The sequence below is a fragment of the Comamonas sp. GW821-FHT11H03 genome (genome assembly GCF_058807955.1).
Window position 1 is genome coordinate 640,775 of the sequence record NZ_JBXARF010000002.1, and the last position, 20,176, is coordinate 660,950.

A 20,176-nucleotide genomic window follows, 5' to 3' on the forward strand; every position below is an offset into this window, starting at 1 on the left:
ATGGCCACGTTCAAGAAATTCAACAAGGACAAGCGTCCTAAGCGCAACACCCAGTCGCTGCTGTTCAAGCGCAAGCGTTTCTGCCGCTTCACAGTCGCCGGCGTCGAAGAAATCGACTACAAGGATGTCGACACCCTGCGTGACTTCATCGCCGAAAACGGCAAGATTGTGCCCGCACGCCTGACCGGCACGCGCGCCATCTATCAGCGTCAGCTGAACACAGCCATCAAGCGCGCTCGCTTCCTGGCTATGCTGCCCTACTCTGACCAGCACAAGATCTAAGGAGCACGACAATGCAAATTATTCTGCTCGAAAAGGTTGTGAACCTGGGTAACCTGGGCGATATCGTCAAGGTCAAGGACGGTTACGCTCGTAACTTCCTGATCCCCTCCGGCGCTGCACGTCGTGCAACAGCTGCTGCCAAGGCTGAATTCGAAGCCAAGCGCGCTGAGCTGGAAAAGGCTGCTGCCGAGAAGCTGGCTGCCGCTCAAGAACTGAGCGAAAAGCTCAACGGCGCCAATGTGAAGATCACTCAGAAGGCTGGCGTTGACGGTCGTCTGTTCGGCTCCATCACCAACGCCGACATCGCTGAAGAACTGGTCAAGGCCGGTTTCGCAGTGAACAAGTCGCAAGTGCGCATGCCCAACGGCCCCATCAAGACCGTTGGCGACGCCACTGTGGTGGTGGCTCTGCACACCGACGTGGCTGCAGAAGTGGCCGTCTCCGTGTACGGCGACCACTCCTAATTCAGGCTTTGTTCTGAATTGGCAAAAAGCCGCCTTCGGGCGGTTTTTTGTTTTCTGGTAATTGTTTGTCTCGCCAGCGTTTTTATAGTCACCCGCCGTGACGTCGCCACCGCCTCCCGCTACGATGGAGGACTTGTCTCTAGGAGTCTCATGTCGTCAGTAATGCCCCCGCTTGATCTGCAAGATGATGCATTCGCCCCGGTCCCGCCTGCAGACCAGCAGGTGGCGCAACTGCGTGTGCCGCCGCACTCCATGGAGTCGGAATCTTCGGTGCTCGGCGGTCTGCTGCTGGACAACAATGCCTGGGAGCGTGTTGGTGACCTGCTTGGCGACGGCGACTTCTATCGACACGAGCACAAGCTGATCTACGAAGCCATCGGCAAGCTGATCAACGCCAGCAAGCCGGCCGACGTGATCACGGTCTACGAGCACCTGCAAGGCATGGGCAAGGCCGAGGAAATCGGCGGCCTGATGTACCTGAACCAGCTGGCGCAGTATGTGCCCAGTGCCAGCAATATCCGCCGCTATGCGGAAATCGTGCGTGAGCGCGCCATCTTGCGCAAACTGGTGACGGCCAGCGACGACATTGCGACCAACGCCTTCAATCCGCAGGGCAAGACCGTGGAGCGCATCCTCGACGAGGCCGAGCAGAAGATCATGGCGATCGGCGAGGAGGGCGCGCGCAACAAGCAGGGCTTCCAGTCGCTGGACACGCTGGTGGTGGATCTGCTGGACCGGGTCCAGGAGATGGCCGACAACCCCATGGATGTGACCGGCGTGCCCACGGGCTTTGTCGACCTGGATCGCATGACCTCGGGCCTGCAGGCCGGCGACATGGTGGTGCTGGCGGCGCGTCCCTCCATGGGCAAGACCTCGTTTGCTGTGAATATTGCCGAACATGTGGCGCTCAATGAGGGCTTGCCGGTTGCCATCTTCTCCATGGAAATGGGCGCTGCCCAGCTGGCGGTTCGTATCGTCGGCTCCATCGGCCGCGTCAACCAGGGCAATCTGCGTACCGGCAAGCTCAGCGACGACGAGTGGCCGCGCCTGACCGAGGCCATCGAGCGATTGCGCACGGTGTCGCTGCATATCGACGAAACCCCGGGCCTGTCCCCGACCGAGCTGCGTGCCAATGCGCGTCGCCTGGCGCGCCAGTGCGGCAAGTTGGGCCTGATCGTGGTCGACTACCTGCAGCTGATGAGCGGATCGGGATCTGCCGCCAGTTCCGACAACCGTGCCACCGAGCTGGGCGAAATCTCGCGGGGCTTGAAGATGCTGGCCAAGGAGCTGCAATGCCCGGTGATTGCGCTGTCCCAGCTCAATCGCTCGGTGGAGCAGCGTACCGACAAGCGCCCCATGATGTCCGACCTGCGTGAATCGGGCGCCATCGAGCAGGATGCGGACATCATCATGTTCATCTACCGGGATGACTACTACAACAAAGAGAGCAAGGAGCCCAATATTGCCGAAGTCATCATCGGCAAGCAGCGTAACGGGCCGACAGGGACGGTGAAGCTCTTCTTCCAGAAGAACCAGACGCGTTTCGAGAATCTGGCTCAGGGCTATGGCACGGACGAATACTAAAAATCATAGCTGTTAGCGCCTGTAGTGTATTGATTTCAGAACTATATGAATCTGAACTCTATGAATACCGGGCGCTGAAAGCTATCAAATTGAATGTGGACATAAGAAAAGCCCGCAAGGCACAGACCTTGCGGGCTTTGTTTTTGAGTGACGCAGGCGCTAGCGGCTGAGCAGGTAGAAGCCAAGACCGATCACGCACAGTCCCAGCACGCCGCAGGCCCAGGCCAGGCGCTGCGCACCTGTGCGCAGCGCGCCCACGGTCGCGACGATCTGGGCATTTTGCTGGGCCAGCTTCTCGATGATCTCCAGCGACTGGCGCTGCGACTGCTCCAGCTGGGCGATGCGCTCTTCCTGCTGCTGGATCAGCAGCAGCGCCTGCTCGCCTGCGGAGGCCGGCGGCGAAATGCGCTGCGCAGCGCTTTGCGCGCTGGCGTCCTGCTCGCGCGCCTCGGCCTGGGCCTCTTTCTTCTTGAGCATGCCCTGGGCGGCCTTCACCACCTGGGGCGTGGCCTTGATGACCTCGCCCCAGGGCACGAGCTTGAGCGCCGCGATCCAGCTGGCCACTTACAGCACCTCGCTGGCGAAGTCCGCCAGGCGCGAGCGTTCGCCGCGCGCCAGGGTGATGTGGCCGCTGTGGGGCCAGCCCTTGAAGCGGTCCACCACATAGGTCAGGCCCGAGCTGCCTTCGGTCAGATAGGGCGTATCGATCTGGGCCAGATTGCCCATGCAGATGATCTTGGTGCCGGGGCCGGCACGGGTGATCAGGGTCTTCATCTGCTTGGGTGTCAGGTTCTGGGCCTCGTCGATGATGACGTACTTGTTCAGGAAGGTGCGACCGCGCATGAAGTTCATGCTCTTGATCTTGATGCGGCTGCGGATCAGCTCATTGGTGGCGGCGCGCCCCCATTCACCGGCATTGCCGCCATCGCCCTTGGCCAGGAACTCCAGGTTGTCGTCCAGTGCGCCCATCCAGGGGCCCATTTTTTCCTCTTCGGTGCCGGGCAGGAAGCCGATATCCTCGCCCACGCTCACCGTGGCGCGGGTCATGATGATCTCGGTGTAGCGGCGCTCGTCCAGCACCTGGGCCAGGCCGGCGGCCAGGGCCAGCAAGGTCTTGCCGGTGCCGGCCGTGCCCGTCAGCGTGACAAAGTCGACTTCGGGGTTGACCAGCAGGTTCATCGCGAAGTTCTGCTCGCGATTGCGTGTGGAAACGCCCCAGACGGCATTCTTGGGATTGCCGAAGTCGCGCAGTGTCTTGAGCACGGCCGTCTTGTCGCGGATCTCGGTCACGCGCATGTAGAGGCTGGGCTCGCCCGGCGCTTCGTAGTAGACGAACTGGTTGATCATCAGCTGGTCGACGATAACGCCGCTGACGCGGTAGTAGGTGATCGCGCCTTCCTGCCAGCTCTCCACATTCTTGCCGGCCTTGGCCCAGAAGTCGTGGGGCAGGGCCAGCGCGCCCGAGTACAGCAGATCGCCATCTTCCAGCACCTTGTCGTTCTGGTAGTCCTCGGCGGCCAGGCCCAGCGCGCGCGCCTTGACGCGCATATTGATGTCCTTGGACACCAGCACCACTTCGCGGTCCTTGTGCTGCTCGCGCAAGGCGGCGACCACGCCCAGAATCTGGTTGTCGGCCTTGCCCTGAGGCAGGCTCTCGGGCAGGGATGCATCCAGGGTATTGGTCTGGAAGTACAGCGTGCCGGTGGCACTGCGCTGACCCGTGGCATTGAGCGGCAGGCCTTTTTCCAGACCGTCGGCGGGCTGGGAGGCAACCAGGGAGTCCAGCGTGCGGCTGACCTGGCGGCCGTTGCGCGCCACTTCGGTCATGCCCTTTTTGTGGTTGTCCAGCTCTTCCAGCACCACCATGGGCAGGAAGATGTCGTGCTCTTCGAAGCGGAACAGGCTGCTGGGGTCGTGCAGCAGCACATTGGTGTCCAGCACGAACAGCGTGGTCGGGCCGGTGCGCGTATTGCGGGCGCGGCGGGCAGGCTTGGCAGCCGCGTCGGCGGGTTTGGCGGGTGCTGCGGCAGCGGGCCCTGTCTTTGCGGAGGCAGCCGATGCTGCGCCAGTCGAAGCTGCGCCAGCCGATGCTGCGGTCGTGGGTGCAGCAGCGGCAGTCGTTGTGGCAGTCTTGCGCGGCTTGATGGTGCTGCGGCGCGGCCTGGTGGCCGCAGGTGCGGTCTCTGGAGTCGCATTCAGGGCGACTCCGTTGGAGGGGTTCAGATCCTCGTCAAGCTCTGCAGTCTGCCTGGCAGTCTTGCGGATGGACGAAAAGGCTTCTGCGGAGAGCTTTGCGGCGCGGTGGCCGGGTGCGGGGGGCAGGGGCATAGTGGACGAACCGTTCTCAACAAGATTCAAAAAGCACAAAGCCGCCTGGAAACCGAGGCGGCTTTGGTGGGGTGAACAGAGAATACTGCGTAGCACTGAGGCATGCCCCATTATGCATAGGCTGCGAGGGCCTGAATGCAGTATTTCCTGTTTTGCCTTGTTTAAAGACTTTGAAATACTTTGCGTGTAGATGAATGCAAGGTTTTCTGTCTCAGGCAGTGGCTCAGGCCACTTTCTTGTCTTGAGTCTTCAGGCTCTTGACGGCCTTGAGAACTTCGTCCACATGGCCGGGCACCTTCAGGCCGCGCCATTCCTGCATCAGGATGCCGTCGGAGCCGATCAGGAAGGTGGAGCGCTCGATGCCCTTGACCTTCTTGCCATACATGATCTTGTTCTTGACCACGCCGAACATGTGGCACATCTTTTCTTCGGTATCAGCGATCAGCTCGAAGGGCAGTTCCAGCTTTTCCTTGAAGTCGTTGTGCGAGTTCATGTTGTCGCGCGACACACCAAACACGGTGGCGCCAGCCTTCACGAAATCCTTGTACTTATCGCGGAATTGCATTGCTTCCGTGGTACAACCCGGCGTGTTGTCCTTGGGGTAGAAATACAGGATCAGAATCTGGCCGTTGTGCGAGGTGTTGGACACCTTGACGCCGCCGGTGGCATTGGCTTCAAATTCTGGAAGTGGTTTGTTGACAACGATCGCCATGCGCTTGTATCTCTCGGGTGTGTTCGTTGAAATGCCGAGGGCGTCGGTGGTATTTTTGTTTTTATCAATCGATTGCCCCCAACCGCAACCTGCGATTTTACCCTGAAATACGTATTTCTCTCAATGTAAGCTTACAAGGCTATGCTATCAGCAGGGCTGCGACCACGTTGCGGCCTTCGCTGGCCAGAACGTTATAGGTGCGGCAGGCCGATGCGGTGTCCATGCTCTCCAGGCCAATGCGTTTGGCGATCAGCGGCCTGAGCCAGGCTGCGGGTGGAAAGCGGTTCTTGCTGCCGCTGCCAAAGAGGACGACTTCCGCATCCAGCTTGGCAAGCTCCTCGAAATGCTCGGCCGTCAGGTCTTCGAAACGGGTGCAGTTCCACTCGGTCAGCAGGCCGCGGGTGCCTACCAGCAGACTGGTTTCATGGTTTTGCTTGTCAACGGCGATCCAGCCCGGGCCATAGCCGGTGATGGTTTGCGCATCGGATTTGTCTGCCTGAAATTTCATGATGGAGAGTGTGCGCAATCGGCGCGCTGGACGGGTGCGATGGCTGCTGTCTCCATACAGAGAGGGTGGGGACATTGCTGCAGCGCGGAACTGTGCTTAAATTATAGGTTTCACCATGGCACTTAATGCGCCCTGGCGTGCCTGAAATCCTTTTGTATTGATTCGCATGAAAACCGTTCAAAAATCCGCCAAGTTAGCAAACGTCTGTTACGACATCCGCGGGCCGATCATGGACGCGGCGAAGAAGATGGAGGACGACGGCCAGAAGATCATCAAGCTCAATATCGGCAATCTGGCCGTGTTCGGCTTCGATGCACCCGAGGAAGTGCAGCAGGACATGATCCGCAACCTGCCCAACTCGGCCGGTTACTCCGACAGCAAGGGCATCTTCGCGGCGCGCAAGGCCGTGATGCACGAAACCCAGCGCCAGGGCATCAGGGGCGTGACGCTGGACGATATCTATCTGGGCAACGGTGCTTCGGAGCTGATCAGCCTTGCCACCAATGCGTTGCTGGACAACGGCGACGAGATGCTGCTGCCTGCGCCCGACTATCCGCTGTGGACGGCTGCCACCAGCCTGTCTGGCGGTACGCCCGTGCATTACATGTGCGACGAGTCCAATGGCTGGATGCCCAATATGGCCGACATCCGCGCCAAGATCACGCCGCGCACCAAGGGCATTGTCGTCATCAACCCCAACAACCCCACGGGTGCGCTGTACTCCAGGGAGCTGCTGCTGCAGATCGTGGAGCTGGCGCGCGAGCATGGACTGGTCATCTTCGCGGATGAGGTCTATGACAAGGTGCTGTACGAGGATGCCAAGCACACGCCGCTGGGCAGCCTGTCCATCGATGTGCTGACCATCACCTTCAATTCCCTCTCCAAGGCCTACCGCTCCTGCGGCTACCGTGCCGGATGGATGGTGATCTCGGGCGACAAGAAGCCCGCCAAGGATTACATCGAGGGCCTGAACATGCTCTCCAATATGCGCCTGTGCGCCAATGTGCCCGGCCAATGGGCCGTGCAGACGGCACTGGGCGGTCACCAGAGCATCGATGCTCTGGTGCAGGAGGGCGGACGCCTGCGCGTGCAGCGCGATCTGGCCTGGGAGCTGATCAACGCCATTCCCGGCGTGAGCTGCGTCAAGCCCCAGGGGGCGCTGTACATGTTCCCGCGCCTCGATCCGGCCGTCTACCCTATCCAGGACGACCAGGAATTCTTCCTGGAAGTGCTGCAGGAAACCAAGGTCATGCTGGTGCAGGGCACGGGCTTCAACTGGCCTGAGCCTGATCACTTCCGCATCGTCTTCCTGCCGCATGAGGCCGATCTGCGCGAGGCCATCAACCGGCTGGCCGCCTTCCTCGAGAAGTACCGCAAGCGCCATGGCACGGACAAGCCCAAGGCCGTGCCGGCCGAAAAGGCACTCAAGCCTGCCAAGGCTGAGAAAGCCGCGTAACACATCTTTTTGATAGCTGATGGCGCTTGATTTTCAAGCGCTTCAGCGCTTTTTTGACCTTAGAACTTATGAAACCCATCCAAGTAGGCCTGTTGGGCATTGGCACCGTAGGCAGCGGTACTTTCAATGTGCTGGAACGCAATCAAGACGAGATTCGCCGTCGTGCGGGTCGTGGCATTGAAATTACCATGGTCGCCGACTTGGATACCGAACGCGCCAGGAGCGTGGTGGGTGACAAGGTCAAGGTGGTCGGCGATGCACGTGAAGTCATCGCCAACCCCGATATCGATGTGGTGGTCGAGCTGATCGGCGGCTACGGCATTGCCAAGGCCCTGGTGCTGGAAGCCATCGCGGCCGGCAAGCATGTGGTGACCGCCAACAAGGCCCTGCTGGCCGTGCACGGCACGGAAATCTTCAAGGCAGCGTCCGAGAAGGGCGTGATGGTGGCTTATGAAGCCGCCGTGGCCGGTGGCATTCCCATCATCAAGGCCTTGCGCGAAGGCCTGACCGCCAACTCCATCCAGTGGGTGGCCGGCATCATCAACGGCACGACCAACTTCATCCTGTCCGAAATGCGGGACAAGGGCCTGGACTTCGACGTGGTGCTCAAGGAAGCGCAGCGTCTGGGCTATGCCGAAGCCGACCCCACCTTCGACATCGAGGGTGTGGATGCAGCCCACAAGGCCACGCTGATGAGCGCGATTGCCTTCGGCATTCCCGTGCAGTTCGACAAGGCCTATGTGGAAGGCATCACCAAGCTGGCAGGTGCCGATATCCGTTACGCCGAACAGCTGGGCTACCGCATCAAGCTGCTGGGCATCACCAAGCGCACGGACAAGGGCATCGAGCTGCGCGTGCACCCCTCGCTGGTGCCTTCCAAGCGTCTGATTGCCAATGTGGAAGGCGCGATGAACGCCGTGGTGGTGAACGGCGATGCCGTGGGCACCACGCTGTACTACGGCAAGGGTGCCGGGTCCGAGCCCACCGCTTCCGCCGTGGTGGCTGACCTGGTGGATATCGCCCGCATGGACGGCTCCGACCCTGCCCACCGCGTACCTGCCCTGGCCTTCCAGAGCAGCACCCTGGCTGCCGCCGGCAACGTGCTGCCCGTGCTGCCCATGGCCGAGGTCGTGACCAGCTACTACCTGCGCATCCGCGTGGCCGATGAAGCCGGAGTGCTTGCCAAGATCACCGGCTTGCTGGCAGGTGCCGGCATCAGCATCGATGCAGTGCTGCAGCGCGAAGCCGACGAAGTGGGCGGTGAAGGCTCGACCCAGACCGACCTGATCATCCTCACGCACGACACGCGTGAAGGGGATATGGACAAGGCCCTGGTCGAAATCCAGGGTCTGCCCACGGTGCTGGCTCCCATCACCCGCATCCGCAAGGAAGAGCTGAACTAAGGACTTGAGCATGTACCGTCGCACTCAAACCGGTTTATTCCCTGTTCCGTGCGGTGTCGGTATTGCAAACTCCTTCAAAGGCTGGCGCCCTATGGCGCCAGCCTTTTTGCTTTTGGTGGCAGCGGGTGCGCAAGCGGCGCCCGTCGACGTCTATCGTGGCACGCTGGGCGGCTCGGCGGTGGTGATGGAGCTGGGCAAGCCAGGTGAGGATGGTGAACGCCAGGGGCGCTATTTCTATCTGCGGCATGGAGTGGATATTCCGCTCCGGGGCGCGCTGAATGCGCTGTCTGAGGCACGTCCTTTGAATAACGACTGGGCGCGTGAAAGCGGTGGCGAGCCTCCCGTGTTGACCGACTCCCAACAGCGCCGCATCGTTTGGCAGCTGCGCCAGCAAGGCACTGCTTTGGCAGGTGAATGGGTGGATGATATTCATGGCAAAAAACTGCCGCTAGCCCTTACCCATATTGCGCAGTACGACCCTGAAAAGATAGCGCCATTCGGTGTGGAGGCCGTGACGTTGGCGATTGTGCAAGGTGCGGGCAGCGGTATTGCATCGGGCGTTGCCATCTCGGCACAGGCCACGCCCTACGACTATCTGAAAGTCGCCGAGCAAAAGCTGGAGCAGGGCAAGGAAGTGGTGGTCAGCCCCACTCTGGCCTGGAGGCCGGTGCGCGATGCGCGTACCCAGTTCTGGTATCCGCGCCTCACGCGTCATCCGAATACCCAAATTCTGGCGCAGACCAATACCGTTCTGGAGCAGCGCCACTGGGGCATGAGCCTGGAGGCGCTGGCCTGTGTGGGCTCGATCTACCAGAACGCGGGCCCGGCGGCAGGCTCACTGGGGGACTTCAATAACGAGTCGATCAAGCTGACGTACCTCTCAAGCGCCTTGATGAGTGTGGTGGAGTCCGGTTCAACCGGTTGCGGCGGCGCGCACCCCAACAATCATTACGACCCCTTTGTGCTGGATTTGCTGCGGGGTGGCTATATGGACTTCACCCGCCTGCTCAAGGACGTGAAATATGGCGAGTACACGCTGGAATACGGTGATCGGCTGTCGCGTTTTCTGAGCAAGGCAGTGAGCCGGTATTCCGAGGATGACAAGGAGTGCACCGAGCTCCTGCCTCAGTACATGGCGCTGATGTTCGACAAGCCCGACAAGATGAGTTTTGTGATCTCCGGCATAGGTCATGCCATGGGAGCGTGCCTGGGCAGCGGCGTCAGTGTCCCGTTCAAGGAGCTGAAGCCCTATATCAAGCCTGGGGCGCAGCGCTATTTCCAGCCCTGAGTCCCCGTTCAGCGCGATATGAGGCAATGGCGTTGGCCGGTCTCTGCATTCACGCGCAGTCAGATCGGGCTTGCTGACCGATAATGGTCAGCTTGGCGGCATGACTTCTGCCCGTTTGGCTGCCCGTTCCGAATTTTAGTTTTTGGCGAGTTTGAGATGCTGTATCTGTCCACCCGCGGCCATGCTGACCGCAAGCGTTTTTGCGATATTTTGCTGGCCGGTCTGGCTCCCGATGGTGGCCTGTATCTGCCCGTCGAGTACCCCCAGATCGACGACGCCAAGCTGACTCAGCTGCGCGAGACGCTGGCCACCCAGGGCTATGCGGCCCTGGCCTTCGAGATTCTGTCGCTCTATATCGACGACATTCCCGCCGAAGATCTGCGCGCCCTGTGTGTGAAGACCTATACCAAGGAAGTCTTTGGCAGCGACGCCATCGTGCCCGTGCGCCAGCTGGACGGCGTGCTGCACATCGAAGCCCTGTCCAACGGCCCCACGCTGGCCTTCAAGGACATGGCCATGCAACTGCTGGGCAATCTGTTCGAGTACGAACTGGCCCGCCGCAACGAGGAACTGAATATCCTGGGTGCCACCAGCGGGGACACCGGCAGCGCGGCCGAGTACGCCATGCGCGGCAAAAAGGGCGTACGCGTCTTCATGACCAGCCCCCACGGCCGCATGAGCCCCTTCCAGCAGGCGCAGATGTTCAGCCTGCAGGACGAGAACATCCACAACATCGCCATCGAAGGCGTGTTCGACGACTGCCAGGACATCGTCAAGGCCGTCTCCAACGACCACGCCTTCAAGGCCCAGTACAAGATTGGTACTGTCAACTCCATCAACTGGGCGCGTCTGCTGGCCCAGGTGGTCTACTACTTTGCCGGCTATCTGCAAGCCACCCGCTCCAATGACCAGCAGGTGAGCTTCACCGTGCCTTCCGGCAACTTCGGCAATATCTGCGCAGGCCATGTGGCGCGCCAGATGGGGCTGCCGATTGCCAAGCTGGTGGTTGCCACCAACGAAAACGATGTGCTGGACGAGTTCTTCCGCACCGGCATCTACCAGGTGCGAGGCTCGGCCAACACCTACGAGACATCGAGCCCCTCGATGGACATCTCCAAGGCCAGCAATTTCGAGCGCTTTGTGTTCGACCTGGTTGGGCGCGACGGCGTGCGCACCAAACAACTGTTCGCTGAAGGCGTGGCCAAGGCGGGCAAGTTCGATCTGAGCACAGACCCCGCCTTCAAGGATGCGGCCGGCAAGTACGGTTTTGTGAGCGGCAAGAGCACCCACGCCGACCGACTGGCCACCATCAAGGACACCTTCGAGCGCTTTGATCAGATGATCGACACCCATACCGCCGACGGTGTGAAGGTGGCGCGCGAGCATCTGGGCGCCGAGCCCATGCTGGTGCTGGAAACCGCTTTGCCCATCAAGTTTGCCGCGACGATCGAAGAGGCGCTGGGCCGCCAGCCCGACCGTCCCGTCAAGTTCAACGGCATCGAAGACCTGCCCAAGCGCGTGGTCGTCATGGCTTCCGACGTGGACAAGGTCAAGGCCTTTATCGCCGCAAACTGCAGATAAAGTCCTGCGGCGCTAAGCTTGAAAAGCACCTGTGGCTTGGCGACAGGTGCTTTTTTCTTTGAATAAAATTGGTGTTCTGCACTTTCCCGTAGAGCATTGGTAGCTATCAAAAACATATTGAAATCAAGATGAAGGTCATAGGCTTTGCCGGATATTCGGGCGCGGGCAAGACCGGCCTGGTCGAGGCGCTGGTGATGCTGATGAAGCAGCGCGGCCTCAGGGTCTCGGTCATCAAGCATGCCCACCATGACTTTGATGTTGACCAAGAGGGCAAGGACAGCTGGCGTCATCGCAAGGCTGGCGCTTATGAAGTGCTGCTCGCCTCCGATAGGCGCCTGGCGCTGATGCGCGAATACGAGCAGCCTGCACCGCTGAGCGTGCACCATATGCTGGCGCAGCTGGACCCCAGCGTGGACTGGGTGCTGGTTGAAGGCTTCAAGCATGGCGAGTTGCCCAAGATAGAGGTCTGGCGGCGGCAGCAGGACAGGCTCAATAGAGGCAAAAGCCTGGAGCCTCTGTTTCCGCATGACCCTCGGGTGCTGGCCGTGGCCACCGACGCTGCCCATGACCTGCCGCAAGCGCCTCTGCAGCCCGTGCTGGATCTGAACCAGCCACAGCTTGTGCTGCAATGGCTGCTGGCTCATTCGGATTCTCTGCAATACAAGAACTAAGGAAAGACACAGCAATGCAAGCACCACAGACGCCTCGCAAGCCGCTCAAACCTCTGGATGAAGCCCTGCAGGAGCTGCTGGCCCATGCCCGGCCTCAGGCCGGCGCGCAGATGGTGGACACCTTTGATGCCGATGGCCGCGTGTTGCTGCAGGCCGCCGTCTCGCCGCTGCAAGTGCCGCCCCAGGACAATTCGGCCATGGACGGCTATGCCGTGCGCGCCGCCGAATGTGCGGGCGGCACGGCGGTACTGCCGGTGTCGCAGCGCATCCCTGCCGGCACCTCGCCCGAGGCGCTGACCGCTGGCACCGTCGCCCGGATTTTCACGGGCGCGCCCGTGCCTGCCGGGGCCGATGCCATCGTCATGCAGGAGGACTGCGAATTGCTCGAGGACGGCCGCGTGCGCATCAAGGTCGAGCCACGGCTCGGCCAGTGGATTCGCCGCGCGGGCGAGGACATTACGCAGGGAGCGACCGTGATCGAGGGCGGCACCCGCCTCACGCCGGCCCACCTTGGTCTGGCTGCCAGCATGGGTTTCGCCAGCCTGCAGGTGACACGCAAGCCGCGAGTGGCCCTGTTCTCCACCGGCGATGAACTGGTCATGCCCGGCACCGTGGCACCGCAGGACATGCCAGCGGGCAGCATCTACAACAGCAACCGCTTCTTCCTGCGTGCATTGCTGTTGCGCATGGGCTGCGAGGTGACGGATCTGGGCATAGTGCCCGACGACCGCGAGGCCACGATTGCAGCGTTGGCCGATGCCGCCATGGACCACGATGTGATCGTCACCAGCGGCGGCGTCTCCGTGGGCGAGGAAGACCATATCAAGCCTGCGGTGCAGGAGTTGGGGCAGCTGGATCTCTGGCAGATCAACATCAAGCCCGGCAAGCCTTTTGCGTATGGCCGCGTCAATCGCGAGTCCGGCACGGGCTTTGCACACTTCATCGGCCTGCCGGGCAATCCGGTCTCCAGCTTTGTCACCTTCCAGGTGCTGGTGCGCCCCTTTTTGCTGCGTCTGCAAGGCGTGCAGCATGTGCTGCCGCGTGCCATCGATGCGCGCGCCGATTTCGAGTGGCCAAAGGGCGACAAGCGCAGAGAGTTTCTGCGGGTGCGCTACAACGAGCGTGGCGGGCTGGAGCTGTTCAGAAACCAGAGCTCGGGCGTGCTGACTTCCACGGCCTGGGGCGACGGCGTGGTGGACAACCCTGCCGGCACCACGATTGCCATGGGAGACAGCGTGCGCTTTATCCCGTTTGCCGAACTCATGGCCTGATGGAGTTGGAGATGAAGACCGTTACGATTCGATATTTCGCCTCTATCCGGGAAGCCTTGGGTACGGGCAGCGAAAGCCTGCAGACCCCGGCTGCCACCGTGGGAGCATTGCGCGAGCAACTGATGAGCCGCAGCGATGCGGCTGCCCAGGTGCTGGCTGCCGGCAAGGCCGTGCGCATGGCGCTGAACCAGGATATCTGTGATGCCGATGCCGTGCTCAGCAATGGCGACGAAGTGGCGTTTTTTCCACCGGTGACCGGGGGCTGATGAGTCTCTGAGCGCTTGTGAGCCTGTCGAACGGGCTCTGGAAGCCCGAAGCCCGAAGCCCGAAGCCCGAAGCCCACAAAAGGCCTGTGCAAACCGCATGCACAGGCCTTTTTGCTGTTTGCCGGTTTCCAGGTGCCAGCTTTGAACGTGAGATTGCTTACTAGGGTTTTCCTGGGTCTGTTTTCATGAATCTGACGAGATTCATTTTGGAGAATCCGCGCTTTCTACAAGAAAGACAGAAAGCACTTACTCATGACAACTCAAGTCAATATGGAGGAGACCCGCTCTGCGCGCTTTGCCATGCGCTGCGCCAGCTGGGCGGAGAAGTGGTTCCCGGATTCCTGGGTGTTTGCCGTGGTCGGCATCTTCATCGTGGTGCTGGCCGCGTTTGCGATCGGCGTGCCCGCGCAGGAAACCAGCAAGGCCTTTGGCAAAGGCTTCTGGAGTCTGATCCCCTTCACCATGCAAATGGCTTTTGTGGTGATTGGCGGTTATGTGGTGGCCAGCTCGGCTCCGGCCTCGCGCCTGATCGAGACGCTGGCGCGAGTGCCAAAGACAGGTCGTCAGGCCGTGGCCTGGGTGGCATTCGTATCCATGACGGCATCGTTGCTGAATTGGGGCCTGAGCCTGGTGTTCGGCGGCCTGCTGGTCAAGGCACTGGCTCGACGCAGCGATATCAGGATGGATTACCGCGCCGCCGGCGCTGCCGCCTATCTGGGCCTGGGGGCTGTGTGGGCGCTGGGCATTTCTTCGTCGGCTGCACAACTGCAAGCCAATGCAGCCAGCCTGCCTGCGGGCATTCTGGCGATCACGGGTGTGATTCCTTTCACACAGACGATCTTCATGTGGCAGTCAGGCGTGATGCTGGCCGTGCTGATGCTGGTCTCCATCGTCGTGGCCTATGTGACGGCGCCCAGTGACAAGGCGGCGCGTGATGCAGCCCAGTGCGAAGTCGATATCAAGGCCGAAGCCGTGAAGGCTGTGGCCAGGCCCAGCCGTCCCGGCGAGTGGCTGGAATACAGCCCCATTCTCATCATCATGCTGGTGGCACTGACCGTGGGTTGGATGGTGGAGGAGTTCTCCAGCAAGCCCTTCATCCAGGCGATCTCGGGTCTGAACACCTACAACCTGATTTTTCTGATGGCAGGTGCATTGCTGCACTGGCGTCCGCGCAGCTTTCTGGATGCGGTGGCCCGCGCCGTACCCACCACCACGGGCGTGCTGATCCAGTTCCCGCTGTATGGCGCCATCGCCGCCATCATGACGGAGGTGAAGGGCGCCGATGGTGCCTCGATTGCCCACCATATCTCCACCTTTTTCACTCACTTCGCCACACATGACACCTATGCGCTGCTGATGGGCACTTACTCGGCCGTGCTGGGCTTTTTCCTGCCCTCGGGCGGTGGCAAGTGGATCATCGAAGCGCCCTATGTGATGCAGGTGGCCAATGAACTGCACTACCACCTGGGTTGGGCGGTACAGATCTACAACGCAGCCGAAGCACTGCCCAATCTGATCAACCCCTTCTACATGCTGCCGCTGTTGGGCGTGCTGGGCCTCAAGGCGCGCGACCTGATCGGTTTCAGCTTTGTGCAATTGCTGGTTCACACACCGTTGGTGCTGTTCCTGCTATGGTTCCTGGGTCAGACTCTGAGCTATATCCCTCCTGTAATGCCATGATCGAAACCGCCGATTTGTCCACTCCCGAAGTCAACCCCGAGATCAGTGCCCGCACCCGCAAGGCTCTGGCTGAAGCGCGCGAGCGCGGAGTCAAGCTGGGCACGGCCGGTGCGGCCAATATCCGCGCCACGGTGGAAAAACGCAAATCGGCGGCCGATGCCTTTGCCAGGCAGCACGAAGCGCTGTTCGCCGAATTGCAGCAGCAAGGTCTGACCCACCGCGCCATGGCGGCCGAACTCAATGCACGGGGCATTGCGGCCGCCAAGGGCGGCGAGTGGACCCATGGTCAGGTGCAGCGCATTCTGAACCGCTATGCGGACTGGAAGGCTGCGGAGCCGATCCGGGCCTGAGGCCGTGATGCCGACCCCAAAAGCCGTGCTGCGTCAGCTGCACGGCTTTTTTGATGAAGCTCGGGGGAGAATGAGTCAGGCAATACAGAGCAAAGCCGCAGCGCACATCTTATGCGCCATGCAGGGTGACCGCTTTCTGCCTTGTAGCAGCCAGTGCCAGCAATCCCAGCACAATCAGCATCACACCATAGCCATAGGTAGTGGGCACCAGCCCCAGGCTCTGGGTCAGCAGGCCTGCCGCAATGGCAGGCAGGCTGAAGGCCAGATAGCTCAGCACATAGATGGTGGACAGCAGGCCGCCGCGTTCATGCGGCTCGGCCAGTGGCAGCACGCTGCGCAGCGCCCCTTGAAAGCCCACACCAAAGCCCGCACCGGCAATGATGGAGGCGGCCACCATCAGCGTCAGGCTGTGGCTGGCCACGCCCAGTAGCAAAATCACAATGCCCAGCGGCAGAACCGAACCACCAAAGCGCAGCATGCGCTGGGCCGTCCAGTGGCGAAGCAGCCAGATGGCCGCTGCGGCGCTCAGAGTGTTGATGCACACTGCCAGGCCTGCCATCAGGGTGGAGCCGGTGATCACGCGCAGCAGGGTGGGGCCTAGCGAGAGATAAAAGCCCACCAGCGCCCAGGCGGCAATATCCAGCGGTGCCATGCGCATGAACGCCGGGCGGATATGCGGGGGAAGGCGGATGCGAGGGCGCATGGAGGCCGCAGCCCCGCTGCGGCGGCTGACGGTTTCAGGCATCACTGCAATGGCCCAGGCCGATGCCGCAAATACCAGCAGCAGCCACCAGTAGATCTGGTGCAGCCCGTCGTGACCGTGGCTTGCCAGCTGGTTGGCACCGAACACCCCGGCTGCCATACCCAGCATGGGAGACAGCGTATTGATCAGCGCACCGCGTTCGCGGTCCAGATCGAGCAGGGTCGCGCCCAGGGCTGCGCTGGCCATGCCGGTGGCAAAGCCCTGCACCACGCGCGACCAGAGCAGGGCTTGCGCATCCTGTGCATGGGCGAACATCAGCATGGAGATTGCCTCCAGTCCCAGGGCGGCAAGAATGACGGGGCGCCGGCCCAGGTAATCGGACAGTGCGCCCATGGTGAGCAGGGCGACGAGCAGACTGAAGGCATAGACCGCAAAGATCAGGGTCAGCATGCCCGAAGAAAAGCCCCAGGCCTGCTGGTAGAGCCGATACAAGGGCGTTGGAGCGCTGGAGGCGGCCAGAAAGCTGGCCAGGGTCAGCGCGACGGCGGCCATGCTGCGGGTGGTGGACGCGGCAGTCAGGGATATAGAGGATGTGGGCATGGAAAAGCAGGCTCCGCTACCATAAAAGCAAATTTTTTGCGTTTGCGTATTCTGCGTTAGTTTCCAACTAACGCAAATATTTAGCTTTAATGACCATGATTGCAAAAGACCCAGTCCAATCCCGGCCGGGCGGGCGCAGCTCCCGTGTACAGGCCAGCGTGCATCAGGCGGTGAGGAAACTGCTGGAGCGCATGCCGCGCGAGGAGCTCACCTTCCCCCTGATCGCCACCGAAGCCGGAGTGACGCCTTCCACGCTGTACCGCCGCTGGGGCGATCTGCCGCAGTTGCTGGCCGATGTGGCGCTGGAGCGCATCCGTCCCATTGCCGAGCCTGCGGACACGGGCAGCCTGCATGGCGATCTGCAGGCCTGGACCGAGCAATACATCGAGGAAATGGGTTCGCCCCTGGGGCGCACTTTGCTGCGCGATACCTTGGTGGCGACCCAGGAAGACCAGGTGACCTGCGCCTGCGTGGACATCATCCGCGACCAGCTTGGCATAGTGCTGAGCCGGGCCCGGGCGCGTGGCGAGTCGGGTCCCGATGTGGACACCATGCTGGACCAGTTGGTGGCACCCATCGTCTATCGCATTCTTTACGGTCTGCAGCCCGATGTGGCTTTCGGACGCAAGCTGGTCGAGCAACTGAAACCTGCACGGCTCTGAGGCTCTTGCTCTAGAATCGCGGCTCACAGATGCAAAGGGGCGCCTGCCCGCACAAGAGGCTCTCACCCTTGCTTTAGGCGGCGTGTTCACGCTCGATGTCGATGTTCTGTCAGACCATGGTTGTTTTACGGGCCCAGCGCGGGAGGCTCCGATGCAACCTGGAGCACTGTCATGACTTCATCTCTTCATCCCCAGGCGCGGCGCGCGCTGACGCGGGACTACAAACAGGCGTTTCCCGCCATGGGCATCTACGCGGTGCGCTGCGATGCCGCCGACCTGCTGCGCCTGGGTGCCAGCCGCAATGTGGACGCAATACTCAACCGCCTGCGGTTCGAGCTGAGCAATGGCTCCCGGCGCGATGTGGCCCTGGCCCAGGCCTGGGCGCGCCATGGCGCGCAGGCATTTCGTTTTGAAGTACTGGACCGCGTGAAGGAGCGCGAGGATCCCTTGTTCGACTATGACGCCGAACTTCAGGCTCTGCTGTCCCTGTGGCAGCAAGAGCTGCAAGGGGTGCAGCCATGAGCCGCGAAGCCGTGAATGCCATGAGCGCAGGCCAAGCGCTGCCCGATGACGCTGTAGCCATTGACCCGTCGGGTCCGGCCATGGGGGCCAGTTCTGTTTCAGGATTCCTGTCGCCGCAGGCCCTGGTCGACGAGATCAAGGTGCGTGCCCGCGTGCGCTTGAGCCGCGCGCGGCGCGAGGGTTCTGCGGGCTCGGCCTCATTGCGCGACCACTTGCATCAGGCGGCGCGCGATGTCGGCTTTGCCGGCTGGGAGCAGGCGCGTCTGGTGCTGGGAGCGCTGGCGGCTGCCGGTGATGACATGGGCAGCTTCTGGCATGTGCCGCGTAGCGGCATTCTTTTGCACATCTGGTTCAGCGAGTACGCACAGGCGCGCAGCGTGCTCGCACAGCAGGTGGATGGTTTTTTGCTGCCTTATCGGCGCCAGTGCTTCATCGTGCAAGCGCCGTTCATTGAGGCCTTGGGCTTGAGCGCGGCCGACCCGGCCTGGGCCGCCATAGGGCGAGATCTGGTCGCTGGCTATGGAACGCCTGCCTGGCGGGCCTTGGCCTGGCAGCGGCTGCATGCGCCTGCCGGGGCCTTCTGATCTGCTCCAGAGCGGAGGGCTCCTGAAATTAGGCCGAATAATGCTGCTCTGACAGCGCTGAAAATCGGTTCTGTCCGGGTTTTCAGGCCGGGTCTGCAGGAATGGGGAACTGCGGTGCACGCCATTCCAGCAGCTCGGCCAGGCGCTGAACGATCCAGACCGCTTCAAGCGCCGTGACGACCGAGCCCTCCGCAGCCAGGCCCGCATGCATGCCCAGCAGCACCTGCTCTTCGGAGGAATTGCCCGAGTGATAGAGCGTCTGTGCCTGCTCGGTCAGATGGCTTGCCAGGTCTTCGCACAGCTCATAGCGTGCGACGACCTCGGCAATCGGGGCGGACAGCTTGCCGCTGCGCGTGCGAAACAGCTCGGCAAAGCTGGGCGGCGGCTGAATCTGGCTGGTGTCGTCCATGGCTTAGCTTGGCTCGAACAGGCGCTCGAAACGCTCGATGTCCACGGCCAGCTCGCAGGTGATGAGCTGACCCGATTTGTTGTCGCGCTTGCGGTGGGCGGCAAACAGCGTGGCCTTGCCCTTGAAGTTGTAGTCGGGCAGGTGGATCAGCTCATAGGGATAGGGCACAAAGAGCTGGAACTCGAAAATCATCCGGTGCTCATTGCGCGGAGAGGGGTACAGCGTGTACTCTGGCAGATTGATGGTTTGTGTGGCCATGGCGCAATGCTAATGCGCCAGACATGCCCATGCTGGCCTGCGACAATGCAGGCATGACTGCAGCACGTGTATCCATTCAGACCAAGGACTTTGACCTCTCGGCCGAGATTGCCGCCCTGCGCGCCGGCGATGCACGCGTGGGCGCGGTCTGCAGCTTTGTCGGCACGGTGCGCGACTGCAACGAGGGCGATGCCGTCTCCAGCATGGAGCTTGAGCATTACCCCGGCATGACCGAGAAGTCGATCGAGGCCATCATCGACAAGGCCGTGACGCGCTTTGGTATCTATGGCGCGCGCGTGATTCATCGTATCGGGCTGCTGCAGCCCATGGACCAGATCGTGCTGGTGGCCGTGACCAGTGCCCACCGCGGCAAATCCTTCGAGGCCTGCGAATACATCATGGACTATCTGAAGTCCGAAGCGCCGTTCTGGAAAAAAGAGCAGACCGAGCAGGGCGCACGCTGGGTGGATGCTCGCATCAGTGACGAGCAGGCGCTGGCGCGCTGGACCCGTTAAGGCACTGTTCGGCTTGCCATGGGCGGGACGGAGCCCCGTTGTCGGGCGGCTCTCTCAATGCTGGTTCTTGCCTGGTGAG

At 61.5% G+C, this 20,176-nt stretch carries 23 protein-coding genes; 16 read left to right on the forward strand and 7 right to left on the reverse strand.

The annotated features are described in order from the left end of the window. The 3 genes from rpsR to dnaB all read left to right on the forward strand — a co-directional run bounded on the left by rpsR (position 1) and on the right by dnaB (position 2,330). Positions 1 to 282: a 30S ribosomal protein S18 gene (gene rpsR, locus AC1RTQ_RS07365; protein ID WP_003057920.1), complete on the forward strand. Its 282-nt coding sequence runs from the start codon at positions 1 to 3 to the stop codon at positions 280 to 282. A gap of 11 nt (positions 283 to 293) precedes the next feature. Further along, positions 294 to 746, forward strand: a complete 453-nt coding sequence (gene rplI / locus AC1RTQ_RS07370) for a 50S ribosomal protein L9 (protein WP_003057918.1) — start codon at positions 294 to 296, stop codon at positions 744 to 746. Between the two features lie 150 nt (positions 747 to 896). Further along, positions 897 to 2,330, forward strand: coding sequence for a replicative DNA helicase (gene dnaB / locus AC1RTQ_RS07375; RefSeq protein ID WP_302091964.1), 1,434 nt, complete (start codon positions 897 to 899; stop codon positions 2,328 to 2,330). A 159-nt stretch (positions 2,331 to 2,489) separates the two neighbouring features. On the opposite strand, the gene AC1RTQ_RS07380 is transcribed toward dnaB, so the two are convergent. From AC1RTQ_RS07380 to AC1RTQ_RS07395, 4 genes are all read right to left on the reverse strand, one after another. Further along, on the reverse strand, positions 2,490 to 2,894 hold the full coding sequence (locus AC1RTQ_RS07380) for a hypothetical protein (protein ID WP_492874856.1): 405 nt from the start codon (positions 2,892 to 2,894) through the stop codon (positions 2,490 to 2,492). Beyond that, a complete protein-coding gene (locus AC1RTQ_RS07385; protein WP_492874857.1) occupies positions 2,895 to 4,658 on the reverse strand; it encodes a PhoH family protein in 1,764 nt (587 codons plus the stop codon). It abuts the gene before it with no gap. A gap of 223 nt (positions 4,659 to 4,881) precedes the next feature. Next, positions 4,882 to 5,370: a peroxiredoxin gene (locus tag AC1RTQ_RS07390; RefSeq protein ID WP_304349624.1), complete on the reverse strand. Its 489-nt coding sequence runs from the start codon at positions 5,368 to 5,370 to the stop codon at positions 4,882 to 4,884. A 139-nt stretch (positions 5,371 to 5,509) separates the two neighbouring features. Then, entirely contained in the window at positions 5,510 to 5,878 is a 369-nt protein-coding gene (locus AC1RTQ_RS07395) for an Mth938-like domain-containing protein (RefSeq protein ID WP_302093129.1), read from the reverse strand. 166 nt (positions 5,879 to 6,044) lie between these two features. Here AC1RTQ_RS07395 and AC1RTQ_RS07400 point away from each other — a divergent pair, with 166 nt between their 5' ends. From AC1RTQ_RS07400 to AC1RTQ_RS07440, 9 genes are all read left to right on the forward strand, one after another. After that, positions 6,045 to 7,334, forward strand: a complete 1,290-nt coding sequence (locus AC1RTQ_RS07400) for a pyridoxal phosphate-dependent aminotransferase (protein ID WP_304349623.1) — start codon at positions 6,045 to 6,047, stop codon at positions 7,332 to 7,334. A 68-nt stretch (positions 7,335 to 7,402) separates the two neighbouring features. Then, on the forward strand, positions 7,403 to 8,737 hold the full coding sequence (locus tag AC1RTQ_RS07405) for a homoserine dehydrogenase (RefSeq protein ID WP_492874858.1): 1,335 nt from the start codon (positions 7,403 to 7,405) through the stop codon (positions 8,735 to 8,737). A 91-nt stretch (positions 8,738 to 8,828) separates the two neighbouring features. Continuing rightward, positions 8,829 to 10,025: a hypothetical protein gene (locus tag AC1RTQ_RS07410; protein ID WP_492874859.1), complete on the forward strand. Its 1,197-nt coding sequence runs from the start codon at positions 8,829 to 8,831 to the stop codon at positions 10,023 to 10,025. A gap of 156 nt (positions 10,026 to 10,181) precedes the next feature. Next, a complete protein-coding gene (thrC, locus tag AC1RTQ_RS07415; RefSeq protein ID WP_492874860.1) occupies positions 10,182 to 11,606 on the forward strand; it encodes a threonine synthase in 1,425 nt (474 codons plus the stop codon). 128 nt (positions 11,607 to 11,734) lie between these two features. Then, positions 11,735 to 12,277 carry a molybdopterin-guanine dinucleotide biosynthesis protein B gene (mobB, locus tag AC1RTQ_RS07420; protein ID WP_409814375.1) on the forward strand — a complete coding sequence of 181 codons (543 nt, stop codon included), beginning with the start codon at positions 11,735 to 11,737 and terminating at the stop codon, positions 12,275 to 12,277. 14 nt (positions 12,278 to 12,291) lie between these two features. Beyond that, the gene (locus tag AC1RTQ_RS07425) at positions 12,292 to 13,548 is read left to right on the forward strand and encodes a molybdopterin molybdotransferase MoeA (protein ID WP_492874861.1); all 1,257 of its coding nucleotides are present in this window, start codon (positions 12,292 to 12,294) and stop codon (positions 13,546 to 13,548) included. Between the two features lie 11 nt (positions 13,549 to 13,559). Next, positions 13,560 to 13,814, forward strand: coding sequence for a molybdopterin converting factor subunit 1 (gene moaD, locus AC1RTQ_RS07430; protein ID WP_302091955.1), 255 nt, complete (start codon positions 13,560 to 13,562; stop codon positions 13,812 to 13,814). A gap of 252 nt (positions 13,815 to 14,066) precedes the next feature. Further along, the gene (locus AC1RTQ_RS07435; RefSeq protein WP_492874862.1) at positions 14,067 to 15,494 is read left to right on the forward strand and encodes a short-chain fatty acid transporter; all 1,428 of its coding nucleotides are present in this window, start codon (positions 14,067 to 14,069) and stop codon (positions 15,492 to 15,494) included. Then, positions 15,491 to 15,844 (forward strand): recombinase family protein, encoded by a 354-nt coding sequence (locus tag AC1RTQ_RS07440; protein ID WP_492874863.1) that lies wholly within the window; start codon positions 15,491 to 15,493, stop codon positions 15,842 to 15,844. Before AC1RTQ_RS07435 ends, AC1RTQ_RS07440 begins: the two co-directional genes overlap by 4 nt. A gap of 109 nt (positions 15,845 to 15,953) precedes the next feature. Here the strand turns inward: AC1RTQ_RS07440 and AC1RTQ_RS07445 are convergent, their stop codons facing one another. Beyond that, complete coding sequence (locus tag AC1RTQ_RS07445) at positions 15,954 to 17,147, reverse strand: MFS transporter (protein WP_492874864.1); 1,194 nt, start codon at positions 17,145 to 17,147, stop codon at positions 15,954 to 15,956. Between the two features lie 89 nt (positions 17,148 to 17,236). On the opposite strand from AC1RTQ_RS07445, the gene AC1RTQ_RS07450 reads away from it, so the two are divergent. The 3 genes from AC1RTQ_RS07450 (at position 17,237) to AC1RTQ_RS07460 (ending at position 18,915) form a co-directional block, all read left to right on the forward strand. Then, entirely contained in the window at positions 17,237 to 17,809 is a 573-nt protein-coding gene (locus AC1RTQ_RS07450; RefSeq protein ID WP_419145828.1) for a TetR/AcrR family transcriptional regulator, read from the forward strand. Positions 17,810 to 17,980: 171 nt separating this feature from the next. Then, positions 17,981 to 18,331 carry a GIY-YIG nuclease family protein gene (locus tag AC1RTQ_RS07455; RefSeq protein WP_302091951.1) on the forward strand — a complete coding sequence of 117 codons (351 nt, stop codon included), beginning with the start codon at positions 17,981 to 17,983 and terminating at the stop codon, positions 18,329 to 18,331. After that, positions 18,328 to 18,915: a hypothetical protein gene (locus AC1RTQ_RS07460; RefSeq protein ID WP_492874865.1), complete on the forward strand. Its 588-nt coding sequence runs from the start codon at positions 18,328 to 18,330 to the stop codon at positions 18,913 to 18,915. Before AC1RTQ_RS07455 ends, AC1RTQ_RS07460 begins: the two co-directional genes overlap by 4 nt. Before the next feature lie 82 nt (positions 18,916 to 18,997). Here the strand turns inward: AC1RTQ_RS07460 and AC1RTQ_RS07465 are convergent, their stop codons facing one another. After that, positions 18,998 to 19,324, reverse strand: a complete 327-nt coding sequence (locus tag AC1RTQ_RS07465) for a hypothetical protein (RefSeq protein WP_302091949.1) — start codon at positions 19,322 to 19,324, stop codon at positions 18,998 to 19,000. Positions 19,325 to 19,327: 3 nt separating this feature from the next. Continuing rightward, positions 19,328 to 19,582, reverse strand: a complete 255-nt coding sequence (locus AC1RTQ_RS07470) for a hypothetical protein (RefSeq protein WP_003057869.1) — start codon at positions 19,580 to 19,582, stop codon at positions 19,328 to 19,330. Positions 19,583 to 19,635: 53 nt separating this feature from the next. Between AC1RTQ_RS07470 and AC1RTQ_RS07475 the strand changes: the two genes are divergently transcribed. After that, positions 19,636 to 20,097: a molybdenum cofactor biosynthesis protein MoaE gene (locus AC1RTQ_RS07475; RefSeq protein WP_492874980.1), complete on the forward strand. Its 462-nt coding sequence runs from the start codon at positions 19,636 to 19,638 to the stop codon at positions 20,095 to 20,097. The last annotated feature ends 79 nt before the right edge of the window (positions 20,098 to 20,176 follow it).